The 11,894-nt window shown below is 35.1% G+C and carries 16 protein-coding genes; 11 read left to right on the top strand and 5 right to left on the bottom strand.

Features of this window, described 5'->3' with window-relative positions:
• Nucleotides 1-98 precede the first annotated feature (98 nt).
• A complete protein-coding gene (locus tag G9F74_RS02205; protein ID WP_016109061.1) occupies nt 99-770 on the bottom strand; it encodes an SIMPL domain-containing protein in 672 nt (223 codons plus the stop codon).
• 159 nt (nt 771-929) lie between these two features.
• On the opposite strand from G9F74_RS02205, the gene G9F74_RS02200 reads away from it, so the two are divergent.
• Nucleotides 930-1,349, top strand: coding sequence for a MarR family winged helix-turn-helix transcriptional regulator (locus tag G9F74_RS02200; protein ID WP_001003306.1), 420 nt, complete (start codon nt 930-932; stop codon nt 1,347-1,349).
• A gap of 102 nt (nt 1,350-1,451) precedes the next feature.
• Nucleotides 1,452-1,997 (top strand): hypothetical protein, encoded by a 546-nt coding sequence (locus G9F74_RS02195; protein ID WP_000821091.1) that lies wholly within the window; start codon nt 1,452-1,454, stop codon nt 1,995-1,997.
• 24 nt (nt 1,998-2,021) lie between these two features.
• Here the strand turns inward: G9F74_RS02195 and G9F74_RS02190 are convergent, their stop codons facing one another.
• From G9F74_RS02190 to G9F74_RS02175, 4 genes are read right to left on the bottom strand one after another with little or no spacing between them, the layout of a single operon-like run.
• Nucleotides 2,022-3,086, bottom strand: a complete 1,065-nt coding sequence (locus G9F74_RS02190; protein ID WP_016109060.1) for an ABC transporter permease subunit — start codon at nt 3,084-3,086, stop codon at nt 2,022-2,024.
• A gap of 12 nt (nt 3,087-3,098) precedes the next feature.
• Nucleotides 3,099-4,160, bottom strand: a complete 1,062-nt coding sequence (locus tag G9F74_RS02185; protein ID WP_000468555.1) for an ABC-2 transporter permease — start codon at nt 4,158-4,160, stop codon at nt 3,099-3,101.
• Nucleotides 4,150-5,031 (bottom strand): ABC transporter ATP-binding protein, encoded by an 882-nt coding sequence (locus G9F74_RS02180; RefSeq protein ID WP_016109059.1) that lies wholly within the window; start codon nt 5,029-5,031, stop codon nt 4,150-4,152. The genes G9F74_RS02185 and G9F74_RS02180 overlap by 11 nt, the downstream gene beginning before the upstream one ends.
• On the bottom strand, nt 4,997-5,416 hold the full coding sequence (locus G9F74_RS02175; RefSeq protein WP_000548026.1) for a GntR family transcriptional regulator: 420 nt from the start codon (nt 5,414-5,416) through the stop codon (nt 4,997-4,999). Before G9F74_RS02175 ends, G9F74_RS02180 begins: the two co-directional genes overlap by 35 nt.
• A 166-nt stretch (nt 5,417-5,582) precedes the next feature.
• On the opposite strand from G9F74_RS02175, the gene dacF reads away from it, so the two are divergent.
• The 9 genes from dacF (at nt 5,583) to spoVAC (ending at nt 11,884) form a co-directional block, all read left to right on the top strand.
• The gene (gene dacF, locus G9F74_RS02170; RefSeq protein ID WP_000831987.1) at nt 5,583-6,773 is read left to right on the top strand and encodes a serine-type D-Ala-D-Ala carboxypeptidase DacF; all 1,191 of its coding nucleotides are present in this window, start codon (nt 5,583-5,585) and stop codon (nt 6,771-6,773) included.
• 170 nt (nt 6,774-6,943) lie between these two features.
• On the top strand, nt 6,944-7,294 hold the full coding sequence (gene spoIIAA, locus G9F74_RS02165) for an anti-sigma F factor antagonist (RefSeq protein WP_000059133.1): 351 nt from the start codon (nt 6,944-6,946) through the stop codon (nt 7,292-7,294).
• Nucleotides 7,295-7,735 carry an anti-sigma F factor gene (spoIIAB, locus tag G9F74_RS02160; RefSeq protein ID WP_001243394.1) on the top strand — a complete coding sequence of 147 codons (441 nt, stop codon included), beginning with the start codon at nt 7,295-7,297 and terminating at the stop codon, nt 7,733-7,735.
• Nucleotides 7,736-7,747: 12 nt separating this feature from the next.
• Nucleotides 7,748-8,506, top strand: a complete 759-nt coding sequence (sigF, locus tag G9F74_RS02155) for an RNA polymerase sporulation sigma factor SigF (RefSeq protein WP_000350732.1) — start codon at nt 7,748-7,750, stop codon at nt 8,504-8,506.
• A gap of 135 nt (nt 8,507-8,641) precedes the next feature.
• On the top strand, nt 8,642-10,168 hold the full coding sequence (locus tag G9F74_RS02150) for a sodium-dependent transporter (protein ID WP_000450075.1): 1,527 nt from the start codon (nt 8,642-8,644) through the stop codon (nt 10,166-10,168).
• Complete coding sequence (locus G9F74_RS02145) at nt 10,165-10,266, top strand: methionine/alanine import family NSS transporter small subunit (protein WP_002093318.1); 102 nt, start codon at nt 10,165-10,167, stop codon at nt 10,264-10,266. The genes G9F74_RS02150 and G9F74_RS02145 overlap by 4 nt, the downstream gene beginning before the upstream one ends.
• A 115-nt stretch (nt 10,267-10,381) precedes the next feature.
• Nucleotides 10,382-11,002, top strand: a complete 621-nt coding sequence (locus G9F74_RS02140) for a stage V sporulation protein AA (RefSeq protein ID WP_000399262.1) — start codon at nt 10,382-10,384, stop codon at nt 11,000-11,002.
• Nucleotides 10,995-11,411, top strand: coding sequence for a stage V sporulation protein SpoVAB (gene spoVAB / locus G9F74_RS02135; protein WP_000568664.1), 417 nt, complete (start codon nt 10,995-10,997; stop codon nt 11,409-11,411). Before G9F74_RS02140 ends, spoVAB begins: the two co-directional genes overlap by 8 nt.
• A gap of 14 nt (nt 11,412-11,425) precedes the next feature.
• A complete protein-coding gene (spoVAC, locus tag G9F74_RS02130; RefSeq protein WP_000184907.1) occupies nt 11,426-11,884 on the top strand; it encodes a stage V sporulation protein AC in 459 nt (152 codons plus the stop codon).
• The last annotated feature ends 10 nt before the right edge of the window (nt 11,885-11,894 follow it).

Raw genomic sequence — 11,894 nt, 5'->3', positions numbered from 1 at the left:
GATATCTCTTTTGTAAGAGCTCACCGTCCTTTATTATATCAGAACATCATGTTTTTACAACAACGAAAATGATAACGTTTACTTATAAACGAAATTATTTATAAATACGTAAAAATAGCCCGTATAGTTGAAATGATTTCTAATTCTCCCGATTGAATAGGTGGAGCTGTTTGCGCATGCAAAGTAGCATAGGAAGCAATCTCCCGAGGTAATTGAGCAGATTCTTCAACGAGTGAGAGGGGGACAGGATTAATATTTAAATTGTATGTACTCGCAATAGCACGAGCTTTTTCTACCGCTTGATGCAGAGCCTGAATAAGAGCTTGCTCATAATATTTATTTGGATGAGATATTCGAAAACGTAAACCTTTTGCTAAATTTGCTCCATTTGAAACGGCTATATCATATACTTCCCCTGCTTTTTGTACATTTAAAACGGTAATTTCATACAAATGTTCCACACGATATCCTTGTAGTAACGCTTTATCATTTACATACTCGTATTGAGGAGTGATCGTATAAGAAATCGTTTCTATATCTTTATCAGCAATACCAAGCTGTTTAAGTGCATCCAGCAATTGTTTTGATTGTACTGCATTTTCTTCTTGCGCTTGTTTCACATTTTTACTATCAGTTCGAATGCCAAGTGTTAATAGAACAACATTTGGTTTCGCTTTGACAACACCTTCACCTTGTACAGTAATAGTCGCTTCTTTACCAGTATTAGCTGTGCGTACGTTTTGTAAATAAGGATTCATTCCACCCTGCATTTTCCATCACCATCCTTTTTATATGTATATGTGTGAACAAAAAAGAAATTTATATGAAAAAAGTTACATAAATGAGAATGTTGAGGAAAGAAAGCATATACAACATAGGTATTTATAGATTATAATATGTGTAAATATGATAAAAAAGGGACGAGGCTAGTGAACGAAAAAAGAGAAACACTGATTTTAGATTTATCCGCATCATTTCGAAAGATGATACGTTTATTACAAAATGATATTAATACACGCTTTGCAGAACATATGCCATATAATGAATTTTCTGTATTACGTGCGTTATTTTTAAACAGTCCACAGATGGCTTCGCAAATTGCGAGTGAAGTAAACGTAACCTCCAGTCATATTACAGCTGTTACAGATCGTCTCGTACGAAAAGGGTTTGTAGAAAGAAAGCGTTCAAATTCAGACCGTCGTATCGTGTACTTAGAAATTACAGAACACGGAAGAGAAGTAACTGAAAAACTTGAAGCTGTGCGTAAGGAATACTATAAAGAGAGATTTAAAGGTTGGAGCGACCAAGAAATAGAAATGGTATTAGAATTATTTGGCCGCGTATTATAATAAATGAGGATAGGAAGCGAAAGCTTTCCTATCCTTTTTCTTTTGAATAAAAATATTTTGAAACTCCAATACTTTAATTAAAAAGAATCGGAGTGAAAAATTATGAAACGTATTTTTACGCTTTTCATTATGATTGGAAGTATGTTCTGCTTTAATAAGTTCGTGGATGCCGCAACGCCAATTCATGTCGTTCAAAAAGAATTACAACATATTTCAAATAAGCAACCTGTTTTATATTCAAAACTATGGATTCGTTCTATGCAGAATGCCATTTTATTTCATCATAGTGATAACATGCGGCATGAAGATACGATAAGCAATGTGACAAAGTCTTCTCTTGTAAAAGTAAAACAACTTCCACTTCAGAAAGCATCACAGTACATCCCGAGATTATCACAATATATTGCTAAGTTTGAGGCTGAAAATGTTCAAGTGTATTATGTTGCAGCTCGTTATGAAGTGAAAAAAGAAAATCCGTATCAGTTAAATGGAATGAATTATTTTATGCAAGTGTTTATTCAACAAGGGGGAGAATGGAGAATTGCTGAAAGTATAGTTGCTCCAACAGATCAAATCGTAGCAAATGGTGACGGATTTGGAACGAAGCAAGAAAAAGAGTATGGGAAAAGAAGAGAGAATGTGAAATAACCTCCTCAAGAAGAGGAGGTTATTTTATTTGAAATTCCAAGAGACTTTCCATTTTAATATTTTAGGTAGAAGGAAGTAGGTAATTATGCTCGTCACGAAAAATCCAATGTAAAAATTCAGTAATGATTTGTCTCTCCCCAAGACTAAACCACCAACTATTCCTATAAAGAAAATAGCAAGGCTCATAACTATTTTTTGAAACTTCGGATATAGTAAGAAACTTCCATTTCGCTCATTGACTGAACGAACATATAAATATAAACTGAGTGGTAACAAAATAATGATATATATAATAGGTGCAATCAATAATTTTGCTGAAGGGATTTTTGTAAAGTTTGGTTCGTTATGACGCACTCCATCATCATCAATATAAGAACTTTGTGGATCGTAATCAAAGCGAATAGTAAAATTTTCTGCCGGACCAGAAATCCGCATGTTTTCCATAACCCGATGCATATTGCCATTGTTCTCATGAAAGTCAATATTTGAGTGGACAGCGATGACTCCTGAGATAAGTGTTGGAAGTAATAATGGGAATATGAATATAGCTGCAGTGAGAAGTCCTTGCGAGATAAGATTCCCAGTTATTGTCCCTATACATAAGGCAAGTGTATAAATAGCAATTAATACAATTAACATGTATATAAAATAAGAATGAAATGGGGAAAATACTTGATATTTATTATGAAAAGTTAACTTTTTCATAATAGCAAATAGTCCCCAGTTTATACTAACAGCTGCTACAATGTTACAAATACCAAACAACCATTTTGTCATAAAAAGGTGTGAACGTTTAAAAGGCATAGACCAAAGAAAATCGATGGAGTTATTTTGCCTTTCCCAACCTATTAACGTACAGGCTAGAATGATAAGTGCACCACCTTGAAAGATGACAGGGTCCATAAGTAATAAACCGAAATTGTAATGATATACATATTCCCCTTCTTTTTGCATTTTTAGAAGGTATTGTTGTTCAATCGATGCCAAATAGTATTTGTATGACAAATTGTATAAGCTAACGAACCAAAAGAGCCATAAAACATATTTACTTTGTTGATACGTTCTTAGCCATAGTGCTTTTTGAAACATAGGATCTCTCCTTTAAAAAACTTTATAATTTGTTAGGCGTGATAATACAATATAAGTAATGATTCCAGCGAGAAACAAACCGATATAGTAGTTAAATAAGAAACTAAATTGATTTATTTTATAGCCACCTAGTAATGCAAAATAAATGGTTGTTCCCCATATCCATATTCGTAAATGTTTTTGGAAAATAAATATCTTTTGAGTGTTTTCATTAGGCGATCGTGTATATAAAAATGAGCCAAGTAGTAAGTAAAATATTGTATACAAAATAGGGACTAACACTGATTTAGCCGAATAATACGTATAAGATGCTGGATCTCTTAAAGTAGTTGGGTCATTTTCTTTTTTGCGCGATTCAGGATTATATTGGTAATAGATCGCGAAATTATATATTGGTGCAACTATATTTGTTTTTCGATTGATTTCATCAAGCTGGTGATACAAGTTGGTATTTGTAGTATCTGTAGCCTGTAAATGGTTTATTGTAAAATTGTACAATAATGGAGTAAATGTAAGTCCCATTAGTAGCCATGGAATACAAAAAGCGATTTGTGAAACAATGCTCCCAGTAAAAGTACCGATACATAATGCAGCTGTATAGACTGCAACATAAGAAACAATTGCATAAAGAAAGTATCGATGAAATGGACTGAATGTTTGATACTCAAAATGAATGGTTGTTCTATAAATAATGTACATAAGGATCCAGTTTACAAGGAGAGACCCTATAATCCATAGTGAACCGAAAGCCCATTTAGAGAAGAAAATATCTTTTCTTGTAAATGGCATTTCCATAAGTAGGGTATTAGATTGGTTGCTACGTTCCCAACCTATTAATAGACAAGCTAAACAAATAATAAGAATAGTTAGCCAAAAACTATTACCTGTATTTGACAAAAAAGCATAATAGTAATAGAAAGTCCCCTTTTCTGAGAGTTCATAATAATTAGCAAGTTGTTGCTGAGCTGCTTTATAGTATCCGAAAGATAAAAGATAAAGTGTACTCAAGAAAAAGAGTAATACAGCATATTTCCCGCGTTTCCAATTCCACATCCATAGTGCCTTATGAAACATACCCATCCTCCTCAAGTATCGTAACGAAGACATCTTCAAGTGACATTGTTAACTCTTCAATAAGTATTGGTTGCTCTTTATAAAACTTTTCAAGCGTTGTAGCAACATTTCCTTCGATTAAAATCGTAAATACTTTTCCTGTTTGATTTAATATTTTAATATTGCTTAAGTTTTCTAGTTTTTGAGGTAATGACCGTTCATAAGCTACTTGTATTTTTGCAAATCGTGATTTTGCATCATCAAGTGAAGTAATAGATGCCACGGTATGGCCTTTTAACATAATGATTGTATCTGCAATTTGTTCCACTTCATCTAAATGATGAGTTGAGATGAAAATGGTAATCTCTTTTTCTGCAACTTCTCCAACGAGAAACTGCAAAATCTGTCTTTTAACGATAGGATCGAGCCCATTTGTCGGTTCATCTAAAATGATATACTCTGCTTTTGTAGCAACGGCTAAAATGATCGCAAGCAGCGCTTTCATTCCTTTTGAGTAACTACGAATCCGCTTGTTTGGTAAGTTAAAACGTTCAAGCAGTTCGTAGAAATATGATTCATCAAATGCTGTATAAACTGCTTTATAAAATTTCACGATTTCTTTTACTGTATATCCGTTCAGTATGTTAGTAGAATCTGGGACATATACGACCTTTTGTTTCATTTCAGGCTGCATATGAATATCTGTATCTTCATATGTAACCGTGCCTTCATCTGGGTCTAAAATGCCGATCATCGTTCGTAATAAAGTTGTTTTCCCCGCACCGTTTCTTCCGAGTAATCCGACGATACTACCTTTTTGTAATGTGAAAGAAACATCGTCTAAAATCGTTTGATTATCAATTGTTTTCTTCAAACTTGTCACTTTCAGCATCCATATTTCCTCCAATCTCTTTATAGTATGAATCTATCCAATCATGAATTTTATCTTTCGTAATCCCAAGATAAGAGGCTTCTAGTAATAATTGATGAAATTGCTTTTCAACCATAGCGATTTTCCTTTCGTCTAATGTTGGGGTAATCGATTGAGATACAAATGTTCCTTTTCCTCGTAACGTTTCAATAATCCCTTGTCGCTCTAATTCTTGATACGCTTTACTCACTGTATTTGGATTTATAACAAGTAATGAAGCGAGCTCACGTACAGAAGGAAGTTTATCACTTGGAGCTAACATGTTTTTTAATACGAGTTCTTTTATATTTTGAACAATTTGTTCCCATATCGGAGTGTTGCTTCTTGGATCAAGTTGAATATGCAAGAGCAATGTCTCCTTCCTTATATGTATTAAGTGTACCACTATGCGTAATACACTTAATACAATATAGGGTATGAATGTGTTTGTCAACTGAAAAAAATAGAAGAATATGGTATTAAAAAATAATAAATTGGAAAAAATAGGTCTGATATAGAATGGAGGGTTAGTCATGAAGCGAGTTTTTGGAATACTTGTTTGTTTCATGTTATTGCTTTCTGGTACTTCAGTTAGTTTTGCACAATCTGAGAAAACGAAGCAGGAGAAAACAGAAGAAACCGCGCCGAAGTTAGCGGAGCAAGCATCGTCAGCAATCGTAATTGAGCAAGATACAGGTAAAGTTTTATTTGATAAAAATCCGAATGAAAAGTTACCACCTGCTAGTATGACAAAGATTATGACAATGCTATTAATTATGGAACAAGTTGAAAAAGGAAAACTAAAACTAAACGATAAAGTTAGAGCAAGTGAACATGCAGCTTCAATGGGTGGATCACAAATCTTTTTAGAACCTGGGGAAGAGATGACCGTAAATGAAATGCTAAAAGGTATTGCCATTGCATCTGGAAATGATGCATCTGTTGCAGTAGCAGAGCATATCGCTGGTTCAGAAGAAGGATTTGTAAATATGATGAACAAAAAAGCGAAAGATTTAGGGTTGAAAAATACACATTTTCAAAACCCGACAGGTCTCCCGGCTAAAGATCATTATTCTACAGCAAATGATATGGCTATAATGGCGAGAGAATTGATGAAGTATCCACTTATTCGCAAATACACAGGTAAATACGAAGATTATTTACGAGAAGATACGGATAAGAAGTTTTGGCTCGTCAATACGAATAAGTTAGTGCGTTTTTATCCTGGAGTAGATGGTGTAAAAACGGGCTTTACAACAGAAGCAAAATATTGCTTAACAGCATCGGCTGAAAAAAATGGCATGCGTGTTATTTCAGTTGTTATGGGAGCACCTACATCTAAAGAACGGAACAATCAAGTGACGAAGCTTCTTGATTATGCATTTGGTCAATATATGACGAAGAAAATGTATACGCGCGGTGAAAAAATTAAGACTGTACAAGTAGGAAAAGGTAAAAAAGAAAAAGTAGATTTAGTTGCATCAGATAATGTGTCTCTTCTTATGAAGAAGGGCGAAAATATGGACAAAGTAAAGCAAGAAGTAATTGCTGAAAAGAAAGTGAAAGCACCGATTAAAAAAGGTGATGCACTTGGCACGCTTGTTATTAAAAAAGATAAAGAGGTTTTATTAAAACAAACAATCGTAGCAAAAGAAGATGTTGCTGCAGCAAGCTGGTGGGAGTTATTTAAAAGAAGTTTTGGGATGTTTTCAACATCAAAATAGCGGCAAACATTTTGCCGCTTTTCTATTCGTATGTAAGTAAATAATTGTTGAATGGTTTCACTTTATGGCGAAATAGTTCTTCTTTTGTCAGTAGGAAGGATTCTTATGTTGTATCACGAAAATCTTTATGTATGTAAATGAGTAAAGTTTGAGCATAAGGAGGAAATCGTGTGAGTCTTTCCATGCAATTAGAAGTAAAACGTGACGTCCTATGTGTGAGACTAGCGGGTGAATTAGATCATCATACTGCTGAAGAGTTGCGAACGAAAGTGACAGATATGATTGAGACACATGGTGTTCATCACATTGTTTTGAGCCTAGAGAACTTATCATTTATGGATAGTTCTGGTTTAGGTGTGATATTAGGCCGATATAAGCATGTAAAGGGATTAGGTGGAGAAATGGTTGTTTGTGCAATTTCACCGCCTGTTAAGCGTTTATTTGAAATGTCGGGCTTATTCAAAATTGTTCGCTTAGAAGAAAGTGAAGCGCACGCGCTCGCGACGTTGGGGGTGGCATAAATGAGAAATGAAATGAACCTTCAATTTTCAGCATTAAGTCAAAATGAATCATTCGCTCGCGTTACAGTGGCAGCATTCATTGCGCAACTAGATCCAACGATGGATGAGCTAACGGAGATTAAAACTGTTGTGTCAGAAGCGGTTACAAATGCAATTATTCATGGATACGAAGGAAATGCAGAAGGTACTGTTTATATTTCTGTAATTTTGGAAGAGGCAATGGTGAAACTCACGATTCGAGATGAAGGGATTGGCATTTTTAATTTAGATGAGGCAAGACAACCCCTTTTTACAACTAAACCTGAATTAGAGCGTTCCGGAATGGGATTTACTATCATGGAAAATTTTATGGATGAAGTAGAAGTTATTTCAAACGAATCTTTCGGGACAACAATCCATTTGACAAAATACTTATCAAATAGTAACGCTCTATGCAATTAAGGAGAATAGCCTATGGACATAGAGGTCAAAAATGAGAAGAAGAAACCTCAGTTAAAGGACCACGAGCTAAAAGCGTTAATTCAAAAAAGTCAAGGTGGAGATCAACAAGCAAGAGATACGATTGTTCAAAGTAATATGCGTCTAGTATGGTCGGTTGTACAGCGTTTTTTGAATCGAGGATACGAACCAGACGATCTATTTCAAATTGGATGTATTGGGCTCTTAAAATCGGTAGATAAATTTGATTTATCTTTCGACGTGAAATTTTCAACATATGCAGTTCCAATGATTATTGGAGAAATTCAACGATTTTTACGTGACGATGGATCAGTGAAAGTAAGTAGATCTTTAAAAGAAACAGGCAACAAAATTCGAAAGATGAGAGACGAGCTTTCGAAAGAATTCGGAAGGGCTCCAACGATTAATGAAGTAGCAGAGGCGCTAGAACTAACGCCTGAAGAAGTTGTTCTGGCGCAAGAAGCGAGTCGTCCTCCTTCATCGATACATGAAACCGTGTATGAAAATGATGGAGACCCTATTACTATTTTAGATCAAATTGCAGATCAATCTGAAACGAAATGGTTTGATAAAATAGCTTTAAAAGAAGCAATTAGAGAATTAGATGAACGAGAACGTCTTATTGTATATTTGCGCTATTATAAAGATCAAACCCAATCAGAAGTAGCAGAGCGCATAGGTATTTCGCAAGTACAAGTTTCAAGACTTGAAAAGAAAATATTAAAACAGATGAAAGATCGAATAGATGAATAACTGTCTATTCGATTTTTTTATGACTTTAATAGGAGGGAGTTGTTAATTTTCGCAAAAATTAACAGAATTTATTGGTAATTTAGTTAATTTAAAATATAATCCAAGTATGAACTTGTCATAAAGGGGGAAGGAAACATGGAAACGAGGCAACAATGGGGAACGAGGGCTGGATTTATTTTCGCAGCGGTCGGCTCAGCCGTTGGATTAGGAAACATATGGCGTTTTCCTTATACAGCGTATGAAAATGGAGGAGGTGCATTCTTTTTACCGTACTTATTTGCATTATTAACGACTGGTATTTCATTGCTAGCATTCGAATTCGCTCTTGGGCATCGTCATCGTGGTTCTGCACCACTTACATTCTTCCGTATTCATCCACGTGCTGAATTTATTGGATGGTGGCAAATGTGTGTAACGTTTATCGTTTCAACATATTATGCAGTAATTATCGCTTGGTCTATTTCGTATACGTATTTTGCAATTACTGGAGCGTGGGGGAAAGACACGCAATCATTTTTATTTAAAGAATATTTACATGTTGCAGATAAACCAGGGCAATTTGGGGGGCTTGTGCCAGAAGTATTAATTCCGTTAGCTCTCGTTTGGATTATTGTGCTTGGCGTTGCATTCAAAGGCGTTAAAAAAGGAATCGAAGTTGTTAACCGCATTTTTATTCCTTTATTAGTTGTTATGTTTTTAATTATCGTTGTTCGTGCAGTGACGATGGAAGGTGCGATGCAAGGGTTAGATGCATTCTTTAAACCAGACTGGAGTCGTATTTTTGATGGGAAAGTATGGCTTGCTGCTTATGGACAAATTTTCTTTAGTTTATCTCTAGCATTCGGAATTATGATTACGTATTCTAGTTATTTACCGAAAAACTCAGATACAACAAATAATGCTTTTATTACAGGGTTTGCAAATTCAGGATTTGAATTATTAGCCGGAATTGGAGTCTTTGCTGCTCTTGGATTTATGGCAAATAACATGGGGGTACCAGTTGATAAAGTTGCGAGTGCTGGCGTAGGGCTTGCGTTTGTAGTATTCCCACAAATTATTAATGAATTACCGATGTCACCGTTATTTGGAGTATTATTTTTCTTATCGTTAACTGTTGCTGGAATTACATCACTCATTTCACTTGCGGAAGTATGCTTTGCGGCTGTATCTGAAAAATTTAGTTTGAGTCGTCAAAAGACGATTGGAATTATGGGAACACTTCTCGTGTTAGTTTCTCTTGTTTTTGCAACACGTGGTGGGCTTATGTTTCTAGATGTTGTTGATTATTTCGCTAATAATTTTGGATTAATTACAATTGCACTAGCTGAAGTGGTTACGATAGGTCTTATCTTGCGCCGTCTACCTATTTACCAAAATCATGCTAACTTTGTATCTGATATAAAATTAGGAACGTTTTGGAGAGTTAGTTTACTCGTTATTACTCCACTCATGTTAGGGTATATGTTAATTGATGGTGTAATCCAAAATATTAAAAAGAACTACGGAGATTATCCGACGGAATTTGTTGTAACATATGGTTGGTCGATAGCGGCAGCATTCCTTCTAGTCGCACTAGTCATTGGTTTGAAAAAATGGAATGCACAAATACATTCAGATTCTGCCCAGCTTGAAAAAGAATGGAAAGATCGAGGTGTTTCATGATGAGTGGATCAGCGATTATGATGATGGTTATTGGTATCGTAGTCATTTGGGGAGGACTTGCATTAAGTATCGCAAATTTATTTAAGAAAAAGGCATAAGCTAAAAACATCTGTACCGAAACGGTACAGATGTTTTTTTATGAAAAAATTGTATTAGAAAAAAATTCAATAACCATACTACAACTACGAGGAAGAGTGAAGGGGTGAATGAAAATTGGAAGGAACGATTTATATTAAAATGCGCAATCGTTTAAAAATTTCTCCTGCGTATGAAATAAAGCTGAGTGATGTCGCTCAACTTGCAGGAGATTCTTTTGTAGTTGAGTCTTTACAAAATGAAATAGTTTACAACGTAACAGCACATGATAAGACGCATGTTGTAATTGATGTTATGAAAGTAATTGAAATTATTCAACAAAAAGCATCTCATGTACAAATTAATTTACTAGGTTCTGGACAAACTCTTGTTGAAATTATATATGAAAAAAAGAAAGTGCCCCCAATTTTCTTTGGGCTTGTATGGTTGTTGTTGTTCATTGGGGCGGCCCTTGCGATCATTTATTTCCATGAGGATGTAAGTATGCAACAAGTACATCAGCGGTTATATTACATGATTACTGGAGAGTTTAAGGAGCAACCACTATTATTTCAAGTTCCCTATTCAGTAGGTCTTGGATTAGGTATGGTTTTATTTTTTAATCATGTATTTCAAAAGCGAATTAATGAAGAGCCGAGTCCGTTAGAAGTTGAGATGTTTCAATATCAACAGTCGCTTGATCAATATGTAATTGTTAATGAAAACAAGGATAACACGAAACAGCTTGCCGATGATTGAATGTGGGTTTGTTATATTAATTGGTTTAGCTGGCGGGATTGCAGTAGGTAGCGGATATGTTGCCTTTTTGGCTGTACTTGGTATAATCCCTCGTTTAGCTCAATTAACGAGAAGTGGAAAGCATATTCAATATTTTGAGTGGGCTGTCATTGCGGGAACTTTAACTGGGGCTTGGTGTAGTTTGAAAAACATTACATTTCAAACATCGCAATATTGGCTTGTAATATTAGGTTTATTTTGTGGTACATTCATTGGAATGCTTGCTGCGGCATTAACGGAAGTATTAAATGTTTTACCTATTTTAGCGAAACGAGTCGGGGTAGAGGGGAAAATTGTTGTTTTACTCGTTGCTCTTGTACTTGGCAAAGTAATAGGCTCATTGTTTCACTGGATTTATTTCGTAAAGTAGGAGGCAATATATAAATGACAAACCGAAAACTGAAAGATGATTACATAAATAAAGTGAAGGAGTACCATCCAAAGCCAAACTATTTACTAAATTGTGTGAAGGCATTTCTTGTAGGTGGGCTCATTTGTACAGTCGGAGAAATATTGATGAAATTTTATATACATTATTTTCACTTTAGTGAACAAGAGGCAGGAAATCCGACAGTTGCAACTCTTGTTTTATTGTCGGCGATTTTAACAGGATGTGGTGTATATGATAAAATCGGTCAATTTGCTGGAGCAGGATCGGCAGTACCAGTTACAGGATTTGCAAATTCTATGGCGAGCGCTGCGCTAGAACATAAGAGTGAGGGGATTGTTCTAGGGATTGCTACAAACATGTTTAAGCTTGCAGGAAGTGTTATCGTGTTTGGCGTTGTTGGAGCATACATTATCGGATTAATAAGATATACTTTTAAAATTTTTATGTCTTAAAGGAGGGGCG

The organism is Bacillus sp. EKM202B (assembly GCF_011066025.1).
Lineage (GTDB): Bacteria > Bacillota > Bacilli > Bacillales > Bacillaceae_G > Bacillus_A > Bacillus_A toyonensis.
This window is presented reverse-complemented; position numbering and strand designations above follow the sequence as displayed.

Coding starts and splice junctions, on each gene's coding strand:
- G9F74_RS02205 (WP_016109061.1), bottom strand. CDS start 770: ATGCAGGGTGGAATGAATCCTTATTTACAAAACGTACGCACAGCTAAT.
- G9F74_RS02195 (WP_000821091.1), top strand. CDS start 1,452: ATGAAACGTATTTTTACGCTTTTCATTATGATTGGAAGTATGTTCTGC.
- G9F74_RS02190 (WP_016109060.1), bottom strand. CDS start 3,086: ATGTTTCAAAAAGCACTATGGCTAAGAACGTATCAACAAAGTAAATAT.
- G9F74_RS02185 (WP_000468555.1), bottom strand. CDS start 4,160: ATGTTTCATAAGGCACTATGGATGTGGAATTGGAAACGCGGGAAATAT.
- G9F74_RS02180 (WP_016109059.1), bottom strand. CDS start 5,031: ATGCTGAAAGTGACAAGTTTGAAGAAAACAATTGATAATCAAACGATT.
- dacF (WP_000831987.1), top strand. CDS start 5,583: ATGAAGCGAGTTTTTGGAATACTTGTTTGTTTCATGTTATTGCTTTCT.
- spoIIAB (WP_001243394.1), top strand. CDS start 7,295: ATGAGAAATGAAATGAACCTTCAATTTTCAGCATTAAGTCAAAATGAA.
- sigF (WP_000350732.1), top strand. CDS start 7,748: ATGGACATAGAGGTCAAAAATGAGAAGAAGAAACCTCAGTTAAAGGAC.
- G9F74_RS02150 (WP_000450075.1), top strand. CDS start 8,642: ATGGAAACGAGGCAACAATGGGGAACGAGGGCTGGATTTATTTTCGCA.
- G9F74_RS02145 (WP_002093318.1), top strand. CDS start 10,165: ATGATGAGTGGATCAGCGATTATGATGATGGTTATTGGTATCGTAGTC.
- spoVAB (WP_000568664.1), top strand. CDS start 10,995: ATGATTGAATGTGGGTTTGTTATATTAATTGGTTTAGCTGGCGGGATT.
- spoVAC (WP_000184907.1), top strand. CDS start 11,426: ATGACAAACCGAAAACTGAAAGATGATTACATAAATAAAGTGAAGGAG.